Here is an 18,493-nt window from a genome sequence, read left to right as displayed (position 1 = left end):
GCGATGTTGAATCTCACCGAATACCGCAAGCGCCCCGCGTTGCTGGCCGACTGGCTCCCGTGGGCCGGACTGGTCGCGCCTGGTGTCGTGCTCAACAAGGATGGCTCGTTCCAGCGCACCGCGCGGTTCCGGGGGCCGGATCTGGACAGCGCGACGCAGGGCGAACTGATCGCCACGTCGGCGCGCCTCAACAATGCGCTGCGGCGGCTGGGCTCCGGCTGGGCGCTATTCGTCGACGCCGAACGGCGCGAAGCGGCCAACTACCCCGAGTCGTCCTTCCCCGAACCCCTGTCCTGGCTGGTCGAGGAAGAACGCCGCTCTGCTTTCGAGGAAGACACCAGCCACTTCGAGAGCAGCTACCACCTGACGCTGCTGTACCTGCCGCCCGAGGAATCGACGGCGCGCGCAGCCCGCCTTCTCTACGAGAACAACCGCACGGAAGGGGTTGATTGGCGTGAGCGGCTTGAAGCCTTCGTGTCGGAGACCGAACGCTTCTTCGGCCTGCTTGAAGGCGTGATGCCGGAGATCTCGTGGCTCGACGACGCGCAGACCCTGACCTACCTGCACGGCTGCGTATCCACGCGCCGGCATACGGTGGCCGTGCCCGAGGTCGCCATGCACCTGGATGCGCTATTGGCCAATCAACCGCTGGTGGGCGGTCTGGCGCCGATGCTGGGCAATCAGCACCTGCGGGTGCTGTCGGTCCGCGGCTTCCCGACCTCGACTTGGCCGGGGCTGTTGGATGACCTGAACCGCCTGGGCTTTGCCTACCGCTGGAGCACACGCTTCCTCTGCCTCGACAAGTCTGAGTCCGAGACGGAGTTGAAGCGATTGCGCCGCCAATGGTTCGCCAAGCGCAAGAACATCGTCGCGTTGCTGCGCGAGACCATCTTCCAGCAGGAGAGCCCGTTGGTGGACTCCGACGCATCGAACAAGGCCACCGATGCGGACGCTGCGCTGCAGGAGCTCGGCAGCGATCAGGTGGCTTTCGGCTACGTCACGGCGACCGTGGCGGTGCTCGACGCCGACGCTACGGCGGCCGACGAAAAGCTGCGTTCCGTCGAGCGGGCCATCCAGGGCCGCGGCTTCGTCACCATCCCCGAAACCTTGAACGCGGTCGATGCCTGGCTGTCGTCCGTGCCGGGCCACGCCTATGCGAACGTGCGACAGCCAATTGTCTCGACGCTGAATCTTGCGCACATGATGCCGGTATCGGCCGTGTGGGCTGGTCCGGAGCGCAATGCGCACCTTGATGGCCCGCCGTTGATCGTCACCCGCACCGACGGAGCCACACCGTTCCGGCTGGTCACGCACATCGGCGACGTGGGCCACACGCTGATCGTGGGACCGACCGGCATGGGCAAGTCGGTGCTGCTCGCGACGCTGGCGATGCAATTCCGCCGCTACCCGGGATCTCGCATCTTTGCCTTCGACATGGGCCGGTCGATGCGGGCCACGATCATGGGGCTCGGCGGCGAGCACTACGACCTAGGCGCTGATGGAGCCATTGCTTTCCAGCCGCTGGCCCGCATCCACCAGCACGGCTACCGCACCTGGGCGGCCGAGTGGATCGAGGGGCGTTTGATTCAGGAAGGCATCGCCGTCGGCCCGCCAGAGAAAGACGCCGTCTGGTCCGCACTCAACAGCCTGACCAGCGCGCCCGTTGAACAGCGGACCATGACCGGCCTGTCGGTGTTACTGCAGTCCAACGCCCTGCGCCAAGCCCTGCAGCCCTACGTTCTGGGCGGCGCGCACGGCAAGCTGCTCGATGCCGATACGGACCGGCTCGGTACTGCAACTGTTCAGGGCTTCGAGATGGAAGAGCTGATGCACAGCAAGGCCGCCGTGCTGGCGGTGCTCGGCTATCTGTTTGCCCGCTTCGACGAGCGCTTCGATGGAGCACCGACGCTGCTGATCCTGGATGAGGCATGGCTGTTCCTCGATGACCCCGTGTTCGCCTCGCGCATCAGACAGTGGCTCAAGACGCTACGCAAGAAGAACGTCTCGGTGATCTTCGCCACGCAGTCGCTCGCGGACATCAAGGATTCGACCATCGCGCCGGCCATCGTGGAGAGTTGCGCGAGCCGCATTTTTCTACCGAACCCGCAGGCGACCGAGCCGCAGATTCGCGTGATCTATGAGGGCTTCGGGCTTAACACCCGGCAGATCGAGATTGTCGCGACCGCACAGCCCAAGCGGGATTACTACTACCAGTCGCGGCTGGGCAACCGCGTCTTCGACCTTGGACTGGGGCCGGTGGCGCTCGCGTTTGCCGGTGCGTCCACGCCCGAAGACCAGCGGGCCATCGACGCCGTATCCACTGCCGCCGCCGCCCCCGACTTCGCAGCGGCTTGGCTGCGTCATAACGGGGTCGGTTGGGCCGCAGACCTCATCCCATCGTTTCCCTCCATTCCTTCGTCACCTCAGGAGAACTCGCCATGAAGAAGCACCTTCTTGCCGCAGCAGCGGCTTCGCTTATAGCTCTCGCCCCTTCCCTGCACGCGCAAAAGATCGTTTTCGATCCCTCGAACTTTTCCCAGAACGTATTGACCGCCGCGCGCACGCTGGAACAGATCAACAACCAGATCCGTCAGTTGCAGAACGAGGCGCAAATGCTGGCGAACCAGGCCCGCAACTTGACGAGCTTGAACTTCAGCGCGCTGGGTGAGCTGCGCGCCGCCCTCTCTGCAACGAACCAATTAATCCAACAGGGCCAGGGTCTAGCCTTCAACGTTGCGCAGATGGACATGGATTTTCGGAGGCTGTATCCCCAGTCGTACTCGGCGGCGATCTCCGGCACGCAGATGGCGACCGACGCGCGCAAGCGCTGGGCCAACTCCCTCGAAGCTCTGCGCACCGCGGCAAAGGTGCAGTCGCAAGCGGTGCAGAACTTCACATCCGACGAGAGGACCTTGAGCGACTTGGTGAACCGCAGCCAATCGGCCACTGGCGCCTTGCAGGCGATGCAGGCGACGAACCAGCTATTGGCCTTGCAGTCGCGCCAAGCCATGCAAGCGCAGCAACTCCAGATCACGCAGGACCGTGCGACGGCGCTGGAGCAGGCGCGGCAGGTCGCGGTGCAGGAGCGCGCACGCGAAGTGCGTCGGCGCTTCCAGGGCGACGGCACGGCGTACACGCCCTACACGGTCAACTTCTACAGCAACTGAGGGAAGCCGAGCATGAAACAGCTCCTATGCACGATCCCGGCCGCTGTCGCAGCCCTGCTGCTGGTCGCTTGCGGCAAGCCTGCGCCCATCGAGTCCGTCGAGTCGCTGGTGGCCAATCCCGAGCGCCTGCAAGAGCTGCGCGCGCAATGCAAGGCTGACCACGCCAAGGTCGGTGATGCGCAGTGCAACGCGGTGGCTGAGGCGACGCGCCAGCGCTTCTTCGGCAGCGACGGGCCGAAGTACACGCCGCCCTCTTCGCTCCCATCCTCGCCGCCGACGGCATCGGCGCCCGCAGCGCCGTCTCCTGCGCCTCCATCTGCGCCGAAGGACTGACAGATGAACGACCTGTCGGTCATCGACCGCTTCCTGGACGTCTTTTCGCGCTACATCGACTCGGGTTTCGGCCTGCTGGACGGCGAGGTGGGATTTCTGACCGCCACACTGGTCGCAATCGACATGACGCTGGCAGGTCTCTTCTGGGCGATGAGCAATGCCAGCGGCGGCAGCGGCGACGACGTGATCGGCAAACTGATCAAGAAGGTGTTGTACGTCGGCGCTTTCGCCTTCATTCTGAACAACTTCAACAGCCTGTCGGGGATCGTTTTCCGGTCGTTCGCCGGACTGGGACTGGTGGCGTCCGGTTCGTCAATGACCCAGGGCCAGTTGCTGCAGCCGGGTCGATTGGCGCGCGTGGGCGTGGAAGCCGGGGCGCCGATCATGCGGCAGATCAGCGATCTGACAGGCTTCCCGGAGGTGTTTGCCAACCTGGACGTCATCACCGTACTGTTCCTGGCGTGGCTGGTGCTGATCGTGAGCTTCTTCGTGCTCGCGGTGCAGCTCTTCGTGACGCTGATCGAGTTCAAGCTGACCACGCTCGCGGGCTTCGTGCTGGTGCCGTTCGCGCTCTGGAACAAGACCGCCTTTCTGGCCGAACGGGTGCTGGGCAACGTGGTGTCCTCGGGCATCAAGGTGCTGGTGCTGGCCGTGATCGTTGGTATCGGCACGGGCCTGTTCGCCGAGTTCACTGTGCCTCCCGGTACCGAGCCGTCCATCGACCATGCGCTGGTCATCATGCTGGCCGCGCTGGCGATGCTGGGGCTGGGCATCTTCGGGCCGGGCATTGCCACCGGGCTGGTGTCTGGTGCGCCGCAACTCGGAGCGGGTGCGGCAGCGGGGACGGCGCTGGGTGCCGCTGGATTGGCAGTGGCCGGCGGTGCTGCTGTGGCAGGTGCGGGTTCTGCGGTGGCCGCTGGGGCCCGGATGGCGCCGGGTGCTGCGAGAGCGGTTATTGGCGGCGGCGCGAGCGCCGCGCGGTCTGCGACGGCCATGGCCAGCGGGGCGAAATCGGCCTACCAGGCAGGCGCCGCCGCATCGGGCGCTGGCGGCATGCGCGCGGCCGGTGCGGGCCTCGCCAACGTCGCGCGCAGCGGCACCAGTGCCGTGAGCCAGCGCGTCGCATCCGGCGCCAGGACGGTCAAAGACGGGGTGGCGAGCTTCGTTGCCGATGCGGCTGCGCCCGCCGCAGCCAAGCCCGCGGCCGATGTGTCTGCAGCCCATGCGCCAGCGGCTGAGCCCGCGTGGGCCAAGCAGATGCGCCGCAAACAGCAGATGACGCACGCGGCCACGACGGCCGCGCACACGTTGCGTTCGGGCGATGCCGGCGGAAGTGGTGCCAGTCCGAGCCTGCGCGATGACTCGAATTCTTAGGAGATCCAGATGAGATTCAAACGACCCCAGGTGCGGTACTCGGCAACGCCCGAGCCCGTCACCCCCTACCAGGCCGCCGCGCAGGTCTGGGATCAGCGCATCGGCAGCGCGCGCGTGCAGGCCAAGAACTGGCGGCTGATCGCCTTCGGTTGCTTGTCGCTCGCGCTGCTGATGGCCGGCGGCCTCCTGTGGCGCTCGGCTCAATCCATCGTGACGCCCTTCGTCGTCGAGGTGGACAACGCTGGCCAAGTGCGTGCGGTGGGCGAGGCGGCCACGCCCTACAAGCCCAACGACGCGCAGATCGCACATCATCTTGCGCGCTTCGTCACCGACGTGCGTTCGCTGTCCATAGACCCGATTGTGGTGCGGCAGAACTGGCTCGAGGCCTACGAGTACACGACGGACCGTGGAGCAGCCACCTTGAACGACTACGCGCGAGCGAACGATCCGTTCTCGCGCATCGGGCAAAGCTCGGTGGCCGTGGAGGTGACGAGCGTTGTGCGGGCCAGCGACACGTCTTTCCAGGTGCGCTGGATCGAGCGCAGCTTCGCGAACGGCTCGCCCTCCGGCATGGAGCGCTGGACGGCCGTGCTGGCCGTCGTGCTGCAGCCGCCGCGCACCGAGCAGCGGCTGCGCAAGAACCCACTGGGCATCTACGTCAACGGGCTGTCCTGGAGCCGTGAACTTGATGCGACCGAAACGACGAAAGGAGCAAAGCCATGAATACTCATCCCCGTAAGTCCATACTGCCGTTGATCCTGCTGGTCCTCGCTGGCTGCGCCATGCAGGGCAAACCCCCGCCGACGATCTCACTCAACGAGCCGGTTGCCGTTGCCGCGCAGCAGTTGCCGGAACCGCCGAAGCCCATCGAAGTAGTTGAGGTACCCAAGCCTCTGCCGTTGCCCGAGCAGTTGAAAGCACTGCCGAGCGAGTCCGACGTGAAGCTGGTGCCCGAACCCGTGGACGAAAAGCTCCGCGTTTCGCGTGCCAACGCGGAGGCCCGCATCGCGCCCACGCGCGAAGGCTACGTCAATGCCATCCAGGTCTGGCCCTACGCGGATGGCGCGCTGTATCAGGTCTACACCAGCCCGGGACGCGTCACTGTTGTCGCCCTGCAGCAGGGCGAGGAACTGGTGACGGTCTCGGCCGGCGATACGGTACGTTGGATCGTTGGCGATACGGCCAGCGGCGCAGGTGCAACGCTGCGCGTGAACATCTTGGTGAAACCCACGCGCATCGGTTTGAAGACCAACCTGGTGGTGACGACAAACCGTCGCACCTACCTGCTCGAACTCTCGTCGACGCCGCAGGCCTGGATGGCTTCCGTGTCCTGGGACTATCCGAAAGACCGGATGCTCGCCCTGCAGAAGCAGGCGCAACTGGCTCAGTCCGGCGCGCCGGTGGAAACCGGCATGACGCTGGAGCAGATCAGATTTCGCTATGCCGTCAGCGGTGACAGCCCACCCTGGAAGCCGCTGCGCGCCTTCGATGACGGTGAGCGCGTCTACATCCAGTTCCCCAGCGGAATCGCGCAGGGCGAGTTGCCGCCGCTGTTCGTGATTGGGCCGCAGGGTGATGGGCAACTTGTGAACTACCGATTCCGCTCGCCGTACTACGTGGTGGACCGGCTATTCGGCGCGGCCGAGCTGCGGCTGGGCGGCGACAAGGCGCAGGTGGTACGCATTGAGCGCACGGATGGTGCCAGTGCGGGCACCGCACGGAGGAACTGAGCATGGGCACGTCCGACATGCCCGATGCGGCGCGAGCCGCAGCCCAGAAGGTCGCGCCCGAATCCTTGGCCTTGCGCGCTTCGCCGCGTCCCGTCACGCGCCTGAACCGCCGCATGCTGGCGGTCGGTGCCGGCACCCTCGCCGCCGCCGTACTTGGTGGCACCCTCTGGTCGCTGCAGTCGAACAAGCGCGAGCGCAATCCGGCCACCGAACTGTTCAACGTCGATCGCGTCTCGCGCGCCGAGAATTTGGACAAGTTGCCCAAGGACTATGCCGGGCTTCCGTCGACCTTGAAGCAGGCGCCGCCCGTACTGGGCGAGCCACTGCCCGGCGACCTGGGGCCGGCCATCGTCAAGGCGCAGCAGCCGATGGAGATGCGCCCGCCAGGCGGTGGCGTGGATCCGGCGCAGGCCGAGCGTCTGGCGGCCGAAGAGGCTGCACGGTCTTCTGTGTTTTTTCGAAGCGGCGGCAGCAACACTGGGCCGAAGCCGGGCACCGCACAGGCCGCTGCTGACCCTTCGGCGCTCGCTTCAGGCAATCAGCCGTTCAACCCGATGGGGAACATTGCCACCGCAGCGCAGCCCTCGGATCCGACGGCTGTACAGAACCGGCAGGATCAGAAGGAGGCGTTCATCGCGAAGGCAGGCGACACATCCACGCGCAATCCCGGGAGCTTGCAGTTGCCGGCATCGCCCTACCAGGTGATGGCAGGCACCATCATTCCTGCGGCACTGGTGACCGGCATCAACTCCGACCTGCCCGGGCAAGTCATCGCCAACGTGTCCGAGGCGGTCTACGACACCGCCACGGGCCGCCATCTGCTGATTCCGCAAGGCTCGCGCCTGATCGGCCGTTATGACAGCCAGGTAGCCTTCGGTCAGCGTCGCGTGCTGCTGGTGTGGACGCGGCTGATCCTGCCGGACACGTCGTCCGTAGCATTGGATCGTCTGCCCGGCATCGACCCTGCCGGCTACGCCGGGCTCGAGGATGGCGTCGATTGGCATTGGGACCGCATCCTGGCCGGCGCTGCGCTGTCTACTCTGCTGGGTATAGGCGCGGAGCTGGCAGCGCCGGAAAGCCGCACCGATGGCAACCGAATCGTCGTTGCCGGGCGCGAGAGCGCCCAAGAGACAGTGAACCAAGTCGGGCAGGAGATCACGAAGCGCAACATGAGCATCCAGCCGACGCTGACCATCCGGCCGGGCTTTCCGATGCGGGTGATGGTGAGCAAGGACCTCGTGCTGCGGCCGTATCAGCCGCTGTTCTTCCAGCGGGGAGCGTCGCAGTGAGCGCAGCCAAGCTCCGCCTTGGCCCATTGCCAAAGGCGACGACGGTGAAGCTTACCGTCACCATGCCTGCCTACCTCAAGGCCATGCTCGACCGCTATGCGGCTCAGCATGCGCAGACCTACGGCGAGCCGGTTGACGCGGCTTCCCTCGTCCCGCACATGCTGGAGGCTTTCATGGCGCGCGATCGCGCTTTCAGCAGAGTTGCGCGCAAGCGGTCCTCGCCCCAAGCTACGCCCGGACACGCTGCAGCAGGTTCTTGATAGATGTCGGCTCCTGCACGATGAGGGCATCAACGTTTGCAGTGCCCTCAGCGTGACCGGTCTTCCGTGACGCTGTGGCATCGAGGGAGTCGATCATGAGAAAAGGCGAAGAGTCAGCCGCGGTCAGGGCCCTTCACCGCGGGCACGTCGAAGACCTGCAGAGCCCCGAGCAGCGAGCCCAATTGGAGGGCTCAAGCGCCCTGTCCTTTCGGCGCACGATCCGGCGGACGGAACTGCACAAGATGGTGCCGCTCTCCGGCACCACGATCTACGACATGGAGCGTCGAGGGGAGTTTCCGCGCCGATTTAACCTGACCTCGCGCTGCGTGGTGTGGGATCTCGCGGAGGTCGAGGCCTGGATCGAGGCGCGCCGCCAGGTCTCAGACACAGCACAGATGAAGCGTGCGCCCTCCCCCGACGTGCGGCAGCGCAAGCGCCGTCCGGTCAAAGCAATGCTTGCGTCGTGATGACCTTCATCGACGGAGGCAGCAAGGTCGGCGTGTGGGATTTGCCTGCCACCCAGGCGTCGATCATGTCCGCCCACTCTTGCAGCATGTGCCGGCGCTGCTCGGCGTACTCGGCCTTGTTGTAGACGCCGCGCGACGAGCGCCCGTCCTCGTGGGCCAGGCACTTCTCAATCCAGTCGCTGTTGAAGCCCAGTTCGTTCAGGATGGTCGAACCGGTACGACGCAGGTCGTGCACGGTGAAGCCATCCAATGGCAGGCCCTTCTCCTTCGCTCGCGCGGCCACCAGTTGCGTCACACGGTTGAGGGTCGCATTGGACATGCACTTGTCGGGCTCGTAGCGCGAAGGCAGCACGAACCTGGAACCGCCAGCGCAGGTGCGCAGCGCGACCATGATGTCGAGCGCCTGCTGCGACAGATAGACGTTGTGCGCCTTGGAACCTTTCATGCGCTCCTTGGGGATGGTCCAGAGCGCGTTCTCGAAGTCGATCTCGTTCCAGGTGGCATGGATCAGTTCACCCTTGCGCACCAGGGTGAGCAGGATGAGCCGCAGGGCCAGGCGGATGGTCGGGTACGACGCCACCGTTTCCAGTTGATGGTGCATCAGTCGGATTTCGACGGGCGACAAGGCGCGGTCTTTCGGCACGAAGGTCGCGATCGACGACGGCCCCACGTCGTCGGCTGGATTGGCCACCTTCTCGCCGTGCAGGATGGCAAACCCATAGATTTGCTTGACGATGTCTCGCACGTGGACGGCCGTAGCCGGTGCACCCCTGCCCTTGACCTTGTTGCAAAGGTCGCGCAGGTCGTCCGAAGTGATTTCGGTCAGGAGGCGGTTCTTGAACACGGGCAGGATGTCCCGGTCGAGGATACTTTTTCGCATCGAGCGCGTGCTGTCGGCCATCCTGGCGCCCTTTGCCCACCTGTCGGTAAATTCCTGAAAGTTCTTGGCCTCAGACAGACGGCGCTTTTCGCGCTGCTTCTCCTGCGCCGGAGATTTACCGTCAGACACCGCGCGCCGGGCGTCTATGCACCTCTCGCGGGCCCTGGCCAACGACAAGCCGTCAGCTCCATAACGTCCGATCGTCAGAGTCTCACGGCGGCCGTTCATGCGGTAGTCGTAGCGGAAGGTGACAGTGCCGACCGGCGACACAGTGACGTACATCCCGTCCCGGTCGGTCACCTTGTAGAGCGCGGCCTTGGGCTTGAGGTTCTTGAGCGCGGTGTCGGTGAGCATGCGTTCTCCTGGGTGAGAGCGCCTTTACCGTCAAGCACGCTCAAACTGCAAACACGCCCGGAACCCGCATGAAACCTAGCTTTTCGCCTTATTTTTTACCGTCATGCGTCGAAACAGGCTGACGGTACAAATTTTAGACCAGTGAAACGAACTTTGGCTACCGACAGATCAACCGACAACTTGAGTTGCTTGCCACCAATCGTTGTCGATAGATGTTGATGATAAAACATTTATAAATCAACAACTTACGTCGCTTTAGCGATAGTAGTCGATTGACCGCGAAGAGCGGAAAATCATTCCCACTCAATCGTCGCCGGCGGCTTGCTGCTCACGTCGTACGTCACGCGGTTGATGCCCCGTACCTCGTTGATGATGCGGCCTGACACCTTCTTGAGCAGGGCATACGGCAGCTCGGCCCAGTCGGCGGTCATGAAGTCGCTGGTCTGCACGGCGCGCAGGGCGACCACGTAGTCGTACGTGCGGCCATCGCCCATCACGCCCACGCTCTTGACCGGCAGGAAGACGGTGAAGGCCTGGCTGGTGAGGTCGTACCAGTTCTTGCCGGTGGATTCGTCCACGTGGTTGCGCAGTTCTTCGATGAAGATCGCGTCGGCGCGGCGCAGCAGGTCGGCGTACTCTTTCTTCACCTCGCCCAGAATGCGCACGCCCAGGCCGGGGCCGGGGAAGGGGTGGCGGTAGACCATTTCGGGCGGCAGGCCCAGGGCCACGCCGAGTTCGCGCACTTCGTCCTTGAACAAATCGCGCAGGGGCTCCAGGAGCTTGAGGCCCAGTTGCTCGGGCAGGCCACCCACGTTGTGGTGGCTCTTGATGGTGACGGCCTTCTTGCTCTTGGCGCCGCCGGATTCAATCACGTCGGGGTAGATGGTGCCCTGGGCCAGGAAGGTGGCGCCTTTGTGGCCACCGTCGCCGGACTTGAGCTTGGCGGCCTCTGCCTTGAACACGTCGACGAACAGGCCGCCGATGATCTTGCGCTTGGCTTCGGGTTCGCTCACGCCGGCCAGCTTGCCCAGGAACAGGTCGCTGGCGTCCACGCGGATGACCTTGGCCTGCAGCTTGCCGACGAACATGTCCATGACCATGTCGCCTTCGTTCAGGCGCAGCAGGCCGTGGTCGACGAACACGCAGGTGAGTTGGTCGCCGATGGCGCGGTGGATCAGCGCTGCGGCCACGGACGAATCGACGCCGCCCGACAGGCCGAGGATCACTTCCTCATTGCCCACCTGCTGGCGGATGAGTTCCACGGCTTCGGCAATATGGTCGCGCATGACCCAGTCGGGGCGGGTGCCGCAGATGCCGAGCACGAAGCGGTCGAGCAGCGCCCTGCCCTGCACGGTGTGCGTGACTTCGGGGTGGAACTGCAGGGCGTAGAAGCGGCGCTCTTCGTCGGCCATGCCGGCGATGGGGCAGCTGTCGGTGCTGGCCATGAGCTTGAAGCCCGGGGGCAGCTCGGTGACCTTGTCGCCGTGGCTCATCCAGACGTTGAGCATGCCGTGGCCTTCGGGGGTGGTGAAGTCGGCAATGTCCTTGAGCAGTGCAGTGTGGCCGCGGGCGCGCACTGCCGCAAAGCCGAACTCGCGCTTGTGGCCGCCCTCGACCTTGCCGCCCAACTGGTGCGCCATGGTCTGCATGCCGTAGCAGATGCCGAGCACGGGCAGGCCGAGCTGGAAGACGGCTTCGGGTGCCTTGTCGGTGGTGTCCTCGTACACGCTGGCGTGGCTGCCGGAGAGGATGATGCCCTTGAGCGAGCCGTCCTTGGCGTAGTCACGCACCCACTCGTCCGTCACGTCGCAGGGGTGTACTTCGCAGTACACGTTGGCTTCGCGCACGCGGCGGGCGATGAGCTGGGTGACTTGCGAGCCGAAATCGAGGATGAGGATTTTCTGGTGTTGCATGGCGGTGGGTGGCGGTTGGGGTTTTTAAAGGCTGGAGAGATCGAGAAGCGGTACGCCGCTGCGCTTGGCGGCGGCTGCCTGGGCGGCATCGAACGTGGCCAGGGGCAGGCGCAGGGAGCGGGCCAGCCAGAGGTAGGCGGCATCGAAGGTGGGCAGGCCGGTGTCCAGCGCCACGTCGAGCACGGCCTTGTGCTGGGCGGGGGCCAGTTCGTGCAGCTCCACGCGGTGGCGGATAGCTTCGAGCACGCCCCACAGGCCTTCGACCGATGCGGGCGGGATGCGGCCGCTGTGCACGCCGCTGCTGATGAGGTTGCTGCACTCCCACTGCCAGAGGTTGGGGGCCTGGGGCTCGACTTCGTCGCGGCGGATCAGGGTGTACAGGCGGCGCGTGTGCTCGCTGGCCGCGTCGGGCAGCAGCCAGGCGGCGGTGACGGAGGCGTCGAGGACGAAGGCGGTCATGCTGCTGCGGCCCTGCCCTTGCGGCGCAGGGTGTCGGTAGCGGCGGTAGTGGCGGCTTCGCCTGCAGGGCGGATGCTGGCGTGCAGGGCATCCATCTGGCCCAGCTCGCGGGCGATCTGCTCGTCGGTGATGACGGGGCGGCGGCGCACGGGCAGCAGGCGCACCACCTCTTTGCCGTGGCGGGTGATGCGCACTTCCTCACCCTGCTCGACCAGCTCGATCAGGGCGGAGAACCTGCTCTTGGCTTCGTAGATACCGACGGACTGCATGGATGCGCGGACCCCCAAAAAGAAAAAGTCTGGCCTGAATGGTGAATTCAGACCAGACTATATCATTCTGACCAGATATTTTCAATCAGGCCAGATTGCATCCACAACGGTCATTCAGCGCGGTAGTTCGGCGCTTCCTTGGTGATCTGCACATCGTGCACGTGGCTTTCGCGGATACCGGCGGTGGTGATCTCGACGAACTCGGCCTTGTTGTTCATGTCGTCGATGGTGGCGCAACCGCAGTAGCCCATGGCGGCGCGCACGCCACCGGCCATCTGGAAGACGATGGAGACCATGGAGCCCTTGTAGGGCACGCGGCCTTCGATGCCTTCGGGCACGAGCTTGTCGGCGTTGGGGTTGCCGGTGGTCGACTCTTGGAAGTAGCGGTCGGCACTGCCCTGCTGCATGGCGCCGATGCTGCCCATGCCGCGGTAGCTCTTGTAGCTGCGGCCCTGGAACAGGATGACTTCGCCAGGCGCTTCTTCGGTGCCTGCGAACATGCCACCCATCATGATGGTGCTGGCGCCTGCGGCCAGCGCCTTGGCGATGTCGCCGCTGTAGCGCACGCCGCCGTCCGCGATCAGCGGCACGCCGGTGCCCTTGAGGGCGGTGGCCACGCTGTCGATGGCCATGATCTGGGGCACGCCCACACCGGCCACGATGCGCGTGGTGCAGATGGAGCCAGGGCCGATACCGACCTTGACCGCGTCGGCACCGGCCTCGACCAATGCCAAGGCGGCTGCGCCGGTGGCGATGTTGCCGCCGATCACGTCGATCTGCGGGTAGTTCTGCTTGACCCAGCGCACGCGCTCGATCACGCCGCGGCTGTGGCCGTGGGCGGTGTCTACTACGATGGCGTCGACACCGGCACGCACCAGCGCTTCAACACGCTCTTCGGTGCCCTCGCCCACACCCACTGCCGCGCCTACGCGCAGGCGGCCAGCGCTGTCGCGCGCGGCGTTGGGGAAGCTGGTCTGCTTGGTGATGTCCTTGACGGTGATCACGCCCTTGAGCTCGAAGTCGTCGTTGACGACCAGGATGCGCTCGAGCTTGAACTTGTTGAGCAGCGCCTTGGCTTCGGCCGGCGTGGTGCCTTCCTTTTCGTTGACGGTGACCAGCTTCTCGCGCGGGGTCATGATCTGGTGGACCTTGACGTCGTAGCGCGTTTCAAAGCGCAGGTCGCGCCCGGTGACGATGCCCACCACCTTGCCGCCGTCGCACACCGGGAAGCCGGAGATGCCCAGTTGCTCGGACAGCTGCAGCACCTGCAGCACGGTGTGCTCAGGGGTGATGACCACGGGGTCGCGCAGCACGCCGGATTCGTAGCGCTTGACCTTGGCCACCTGGGCGGCCTGCTCCTGCGCCGTGAGGTTCTTGTGCACGATGCCGATGCCGCCCTCCTGGGCGATGGCAATGGCCAGGCGCGCTTCTGTCACGGTGTCCATCGCAGCGGACACGAGCGGCAGATTCAAGTGAATGTTACGGGAGAGTTTCGTCGCGAGGGACGTGTCCTTGGGCAGGACCTGGGAGTACGCTGGCACCAACAACACATCGTCGAAGGTGAGCGCTTTTCCAAGAAGGCGCATGAGAAAGCTCCAAAAAACGGATTGTACCCGCGTCGCGTGTGGCAAAAACACGCCCAACCGTCGTCGCCGCACTGGCGGGCCTGTGGGCACATGGATAAACTTGTCCGCATGAAAATGCACAAGCTTCTCCTGCTGGCCGTGGCCTGCACCTGGGCCATGGGCGCTGCGGCGCAATGGCAGTGGATCGACAAAGATGGCCGCAAGGTGTTCAGCGACCGCCCGCCGCCACAAGAAATTTCCGAGAAAAACATCTTGAAACAGCCGGGCGGCACCCGCCCCACGCGTGCAGCTCCCCCGGTAGCAGTGCCCGCTGAAGGCGCCCCAGGCGCCGCGGCGGCAGCACCAACGCCTGCGGCCAGCGCGCCCGCTACTGCGGCCAAGCCCGCGGCCAGCGCGGCAGGCAGCGGCAAAGACAACGAACTGGAGCAGAAAAAAGCCCAGGCCGAAGCCGCAGAAGCTGCCAAGAAAAAAGCCGAAGAAGAAAAAGTAGCGAAAGCCAAGGCGGAAAACTGCACCCGAGCCCGTTCGGCCAAGGCAACATACGACACCGGCAGGCCCATTACCCAATCCAACGCCCAGGGCGAGCGGATTTTTCTGGATGAAGCTGGGCGTGCAGCCGAAACCAAACGCATCGACGGCATCATCGCGTCGGATTGCGCACGCTGACCCGGCCCGGCAATGGCAGGCGCCAACAGGCGCTGGTCAGTAGCCGGACTTGCCGCCCGGACGCTGCCGGGCAAAAAGCCCGGTGGTGCGGGCGCCCTGGCTCGCAAAACGTTCGCGTCGGGCCACTTTAGGGTCGACTTTCAAGCCGCGATAGACCTCCACCCGGTCCAGGTGCTTGATCGACACTTCCGCAGTGCTTGCGCGGCCCCAAATGCCCAGGCGGTAGGGTTCCAGCCCTGACTGTTTGCACACCGCTTCAGCACCACTTTCCCGCAGCGCGTCGCCCACCGTGGCGCCTGCAGGCAGAACCAGCGTCCATTCCCGTATGTCCCGCGGTCCAAGGCATACCACCACCGTCACCTGGACGTTGTCTCCCCGCCCGACCGCCGCGCCCGTCAAACCGACAACGCCCGCAACGTCAGCCATACACTTGCTCTGCCCGCTTCACAAACGCATCCACCATGCTGCCCGCGATGCGGTCAAACACCGGGCCCACCAGGGCCGCCAGTGCGGCACTGTCAAAACCGTAGTTCAGTTGCAGCTCGACCTTGCAGGCGCGTTGTGTACCGTCTCCCACGGGATGAAAGTGCCAGTCGCCATCCAGCCGAGAAAACGGGCCTTTGACCAAATGCATCTGCACGCGACGACCCGTTTCGTGCGTATTGCGCGTGACAAACGTCTGGCGGATGCCACTGAAGGAGATACCGACTTCAGCGGTCATGCCGTCCTCAGTGGTCTCCAGCACGGCTGCGTGGTCGCACCATGGCAAAAACTGCGGGTAGTGCTCTACCCCGGTGACCAAGGCAAACATTTCTTCGGGGCTGTACCAGATGAGGACGGACTTGTGAACAGTTTTCATGCAGACGGTGCATGCGCGAAGGCGCGCACGCCGGAGGAAATTAGAATCGCAGGTGCAAGTAGCGGTGAGACTGAAGATCGGCAGCGGCAAATGGGCCGCAGGGGTCCATTTTTTACCGTCTTCTCCCCCTGTTGCAGGGCTGTGGGGCTGCCGATCTGGAAGCAACGGCCCTGACTGGGCCCAATTTTCGCCGATCAACGCGCCACATCCGACCGCCTCCCGGACGACAACCATTGTAGGGAGGCCTTTTATCTCCCGGTTTGCGCCGCATCTAAACCCTCATGGCCAAAAAACCCGACCCGACCTCCCGCATTGCAGACAACAAGAAAGCGGCCTACAACTATTTCTTCGAGGAACGCCACGAGGCAGGCATGGTCCTGTACGGCTGGGAAGTCAAGGCGCTGCGCGAAGGCAAGGTGCAGCTGACGGATGGCTACGTGCTCATCCGAGAGGGCGAGTTGTTTCTGCTGGGCTGCCAGATCAACCCGCTCAAGACCGCATCAACCCATATCAACCCTGATGCCATCCGCACCAAAAAGCTGCTGCTCAAAAAGGATGACATCAAGCACTTGATCATCAAGGTCGAGCAAAAGGGTTACACGCTGGTGCCGCTCAACCTGCACTGGAAGAACGGCTACGTGAAGTGCGAGATCGCCCTGGCCAAGGGCAAGGCCGAGCACGACAAGCGCGACGTGATCAAGGACCGCGAAGGCAAGCGCGAGGTGGAACGCGCCATGAAAAGCCGCAGCCGCTGATCGGGCCCGCGGTTAACTATAAAAAGAGGAGCTGCTAGCGCTTGCAGTTCCTCTTTTTCAGATAGTTTTCGCCCTGAATCGCTTATTCATCAAGCGCTAAGCGCTCTCTTTACGAGAGCACTGCAAGCGGATGCGCATGCGCAGGCCAGGGGCTCTGGAAGAACGCCTGCACCAGCTCCGGCTCCACGTCTTCGATGCGTGCCGGGTTCCACTTCGGAGCGTGGTCCTTGTCCACCGCCAGGGCGCGGATGCCCTCCACGGTCTCGCTTTGACCTGGGCGCAAAAAGAAGCAGTGCCGCACCATGTCGCGCTCCATGCGCAAGTCGTCGGCCAGACCCATCGCGCGGGCGCGGCGGATTTGCTCCAGCACCACATGCAACATCAGCGGGGAGCGCTTGCGCAACGTGGCTGCTGTGGCACCTGCCCATTCGGTGTCGGCCGCTTCCAGCGCGGCAACGATCTCTCCCACGGTGGGGAGCGAAAAATATTGGTCAATTTGGCCTCTAGCGCTTGACTGTAAAGCGCTAGCAGCTACAAATTTAGAAGCAACAAAGTCTTTGACGGCAGCACCGCTGGCGAAGCTCTGCGCACCCAAGGCATCCCACACGGCAGCTTGCTGATCGGCAGGCAGGCAACCATCGGCCAGTTGGTTTTCGATGGCATCACCTGCACCAATCGTGTCACCCGTCAACGCCAGCCATTCACCCACGCGGCCGGGGCAACGACTCAAAAAGTAGCCGCCACCCACATCCGGGAAGAGGCCAATCGCCGTTTCGGGCATGGCCATCTTTGTGCGCTCGGTCACCACACGCAGTGCGGCGCCTTGGCTGATGCCCATACCGCCGCCCATCACGATGCCATCCATGAACGCGATGTACGGTTTGCCGTAGTTGTGGATGAGGTGGTTGAGTGCGTACTCCTCGGTGAAGAAGTCTTCCAGCAGAGGATTGCCCTGGCTGCCCGCCTGGTGCAGAAAACGAATGTCTCCACCGGCGCAGAAAGCGCCGAATGGGCCTTCCTTGTTGCTGCCGCGGATCGCCACGGCCAGCACGCGTGCATCGTTCTGCCAGGCCAACAGGATGCCCATCAGATCGCGCACCATGCCCAGCGACAACGCGTTGAGCGCACGCGGGCGGTTCAACGTGATGAAGCCGACCTGGCCACGCACTTCACTCAACACATCCGAAACTACCGTCTCCGTCATTTTTGTTCCTTCCAACCTAAAAGTTCATTGAAAACCAGGGCGCCAATCACCAGCACGCCCCCTGTCATTACGGCCGCGCCAGGCTCCTCACCAGCGCCCACCCACGCCAGCAAGATACCGAAAATCACCTCCAGCAGACCCAGCAGCGCCATCTCGGGCGCCTTGAGCACGCGCCCGCAGCGCACCGCCAGCACACACGGAATCGCCAATTGCACCACGCCCAGCAGCGCCAGCAATCCGAGGTCGTGAAGGGATGCTTCAAACGGCAGCGCCACCGGCAACGTGGCAATGACCGAGATCACCGCCCCCACCAGCACGGCGGGCACCAGATCCACCGCATGGCCGTGGCGCTGCGAGTGCTGCACCACCGTCCAGTTGATGGCGGCCGCCACGGGCACACACAGCGCCACCAGCGTCCCCGCCACTGGCAGGCCCGCCATTTGCGAACCATACATCCACGCGATGCCCAGACCCGCCACGGCAATGGCGGCCCAGGTGCGCGGTGCGATGTGGTGGCCGATAAAAACACGTGCAAACAATGCCGTCAGCAACGGCCCCACGGCCATCGTGACCAGCACATTGGCCACGGGCATCAACATGATCGCCACCATGAAGGCCGTGAACATCACGCTCCAGCACACGCCAGAGATCCACAGCGCGCGCCCACTGTGGCGCATCGACGCAAACACCGCACGCCCCTGCAAGGCCGGCAGGATGACCAGCAGCGCCAGCAGCGTGAAGAAGCTGCGCCAGAAGGTCACCTCAAAGCTGCGCGCGTGCTCCAGGTGGCGCGTGACCACGCCAGCGATGGACCACATCAGGGTCACCGCCACCATCAAAACGACCGCGCGGGAGTGCGTGAGCTTCAACATGGGAACCTGCAAACAAAGGGATCAACATGGCAAAAGGGCCACAGCATGGCAGTGGC

Annotated in this window: 20 protein-coding genes; 11 read left to right on the top strand and 9 right to left on the bottom strand. The window is 64.3% G+C overall.

Annotated features, from left to right (window positions below):
- The first annotated feature begins 3 nt into the window (after positions 1–3).
- From trbE to ACK41V_RS06905, 9 genes are all read left to right on the top strand, one after another.
- Entirely contained in the window at positions 4–2,442 is a 2,439-nt protein-coding gene (gene trbE, locus ACK41V_RS06945) for a conjugal transfer protein TrbE (RefSeq protein WP_409779725.1), read from the top strand.
- Positions 2,439–3,167, top strand: coding sequence for a P-type conjugative transfer protein TrbJ (trbJ, locus tag ACK41V_RS06940; protein ID WP_409779722.1), 729 nt, complete (start codon positions 2,439–2,441; stop codon positions 3,165–3,167). The genes trbE and trbJ overlap by 4 nt, the downstream gene beginning before the upstream one ends.
- 12 nt (positions 3,168–3,179) lie before the next feature.
- A complete protein-coding gene (locus ACK41V_RS06935; RefSeq protein WP_409779719.1) occupies positions 3,180–3,500 on the top strand; it encodes an EexN family lipoprotein in 321 nt (106 codons plus the stop codon).
- Positions 3,501–3,503: 3 nt separating this feature from the next.
- The gene (trbL, locus tag ACK41V_RS06930; RefSeq protein ID WP_409779716.1) at positions 3,504–4,874 is read left to right on the top strand and encodes a P-type conjugative transfer protein TrbL; all 1,371 of its coding nucleotides are present in this window, start codon (positions 3,504–3,506) and stop codon (positions 4,872–4,874) included.
- 9 nt (positions 4,875–4,883) lie between these two features.
- Positions 4,884–5,597 (top strand): conjugal transfer protein TrbF, encoded by a 714-nt coding sequence (gene trbF / locus ACK41V_RS06925; protein ID WP_409779713.1) that lies wholly within the window; start codon positions 4,884–4,886, stop codon positions 5,595–5,597.
- Entirely contained in the window at positions 5,594–6,604 is a 1,011-nt protein-coding gene (trbG, locus tag ACK41V_RS06920; RefSeq protein WP_409779710.1) for a P-type conjugative transfer protein TrbG, read from the top strand. Before trbF ends, trbG begins: the two co-directional genes overlap by 4 nt.
- 2 nt (positions 6,605–6,606) lie before the next feature.
- Positions 6,607–7,893: a TrbI/VirB10 family protein gene (locus ACK41V_RS06915; RefSeq protein WP_409779708.1), complete on the top strand. Its 1,287-nt coding sequence runs from the start codon at positions 6,607–6,609 to the stop codon at positions 7,891–7,893.
- Positions 7,890–8,153 carry a DUF2274 domain-containing protein gene (locus tag ACK41V_RS06910; protein WP_409779705.1) on the top strand — a complete coding sequence of 88 codons (264 nt, stop codon included), beginning with the start codon at positions 7,890–7,892 and terminating at the stop codon, positions 8,151–8,153. Before ACK41V_RS06915 ends, ACK41V_RS06910 begins: the two co-directional genes overlap by 4 nt.
- A 95-nt stretch (positions 8,154–8,248) precedes the next feature.
- Positions 8,249–8,620 carry a helix-turn-helix transcriptional regulator gene (locus ACK41V_RS06905; protein WP_409779702.1) on the top strand — a complete coding sequence of 124 codons (372 nt, stop codon included), beginning with the start codon at positions 8,249–8,251 and terminating at the stop codon, positions 8,618–8,620.
- Here ACK41V_RS06905 and ACK41V_RS06900 read toward each other — a convergent pair.
- From ACK41V_RS06900 to guaB, 5 genes are all read right to left on the bottom strand, one after another.
- The gene (locus ACK41V_RS06900) at positions 8,598–9,854 is read right to left on the bottom strand and encodes a tyrosine-type recombinase/integrase (RefSeq protein WP_409779699.1); all 1,257 of its coding nucleotides are present in this window, start codon (positions 9,852–9,854) and stop codon (positions 8,598–8,600) included. The two genes, ACK41V_RS06905 and ACK41V_RS06900, sit on opposite strands and share 23 nt — an antisense overlap.
- 293 nt (positions 9,855–10,147) lie before the next feature.
- Positions 10,148–11,767, bottom strand: a complete 1,620-nt coding sequence (gene guaA / locus ACK41V_RS06895; protein ID WP_409779697.1) for a glutamine-hydrolyzing GMP synthase — start codon at positions 11,765–11,767, stop codon at positions 10,148–10,150.
- A gap of 24 nt (positions 11,768–11,791) precedes the next feature.
- Positions 11,792–12,226, bottom strand: coding sequence for a type II toxin-antitoxin system VapC family toxin (locus tag ACK41V_RS06890; RefSeq protein WP_179680916.1), 435 nt, complete (start codon positions 12,224–12,226; stop codon positions 11,792–11,794).
- Positions 12,223–12,495 (bottom strand): type II toxin-antitoxin system Phd/YefM family antitoxin, encoded by a 273-nt coding sequence (locus tag ACK41V_RS06885; RefSeq protein WP_409779693.1) that lies wholly within the window; start codon positions 12,493–12,495, stop codon positions 12,223–12,225. The genes ACK41V_RS06890 and ACK41V_RS06885 overlap by 4 nt, the downstream gene beginning before the upstream one ends.
- Before the next feature lie 110 nt (positions 12,496–12,605).
- Positions 12,606–14,081 carry an IMP dehydrogenase gene (gene guaB / locus ACK41V_RS06880; RefSeq protein ID WP_409779690.1) on the bottom strand — a complete coding sequence of 492 codons (1,476 nt, stop codon included), beginning with the start codon at positions 14,079–14,081 and terminating at the stop codon, positions 12,606–12,608.
- Positions 14,082–14,189: 108 nt separating this feature from the next.
- Here guaB and ACK41V_RS06875 point away from each other — a divergent pair, with 108 nt between their 5' ends.
- Entirely contained in the window at positions 14,190–14,747 is a 558-nt protein-coding gene (locus tag ACK41V_RS06875) for a DUF4124 domain-containing protein (protein WP_409779687.1), read from the top strand.
- Between the two features lie 36 nt (positions 14,748–14,783).
- On the opposite strand, the gene ACK41V_RS06870 is transcribed toward ACK41V_RS06875, so the two are convergent.
- Entirely contained in the window at positions 14,784–15,173 is a 390-nt protein-coding gene (locus tag ACK41V_RS06870) for an RnfH family protein (RefSeq protein ID WP_409779684.1), read from the bottom strand.
- Positions 15,166–15,606, bottom strand: a complete 441-nt coding sequence (locus tag ACK41V_RS06865; RefSeq protein ID WP_409779681.1) for a type II toxin-antitoxin system RatA family toxin — start codon at positions 15,604–15,606, stop codon at positions 15,166–15,168. The genes ACK41V_RS06870 and ACK41V_RS06865 overlap by 8 nt, the downstream gene beginning before the upstream one ends.
- Positions 15,607–15,887: 281 nt before the next feature.
- On the opposite strand from ACK41V_RS06865, the gene smpB reads away from it, so the two are divergent.
- Positions 15,888–16,361: an SsrA-binding protein SmpB gene (gene smpB / locus ACK41V_RS06860; protein WP_409779678.1), complete on the top strand. Its 474-nt coding sequence runs from the start codon at positions 15,888–15,890 to the stop codon at positions 16,359–16,361.
- A gap of 109 nt (positions 16,362–16,470) precedes the next feature.
- Here smpB and ACK41V_RS06855 read toward each other — a convergent pair whose 3' ends face one another.
- A complete protein-coding gene (locus ACK41V_RS06855; RefSeq protein WP_409779675.1) occupies positions 16,471–17,565 on the bottom strand; it encodes an enoyl-CoA hydratase/isomerase family protein in 1,095 nt (364 codons plus the stop codon).
- Positions 17,562–18,437, bottom strand: a complete 876-nt coding sequence (locus ACK41V_RS06850; RefSeq protein ID WP_409779673.1) for a DMT family transporter — start codon at positions 18,435–18,437, stop codon at positions 17,562–17,564. The genes ACK41V_RS06855 and ACK41V_RS06850 overlap by 4 nt, the downstream gene beginning before the upstream one ends.
- Positions 18,438–18,493: the final 56 nt, after the last annotated feature.

The organism is Acidovorax sp. (genome assembly GCF_046291265.1).
Classification (GTDB): Bacteria; Pseudomonadota; Gammaproteobacteria; order Burkholderiales; family Burkholderiaceae_C; genus Acidovorax.
The sequence above is the reverse complement of the archived record's forward strand: the minus strand, read 5'-3'. Positions and strand labels throughout refer to the sequence as shown.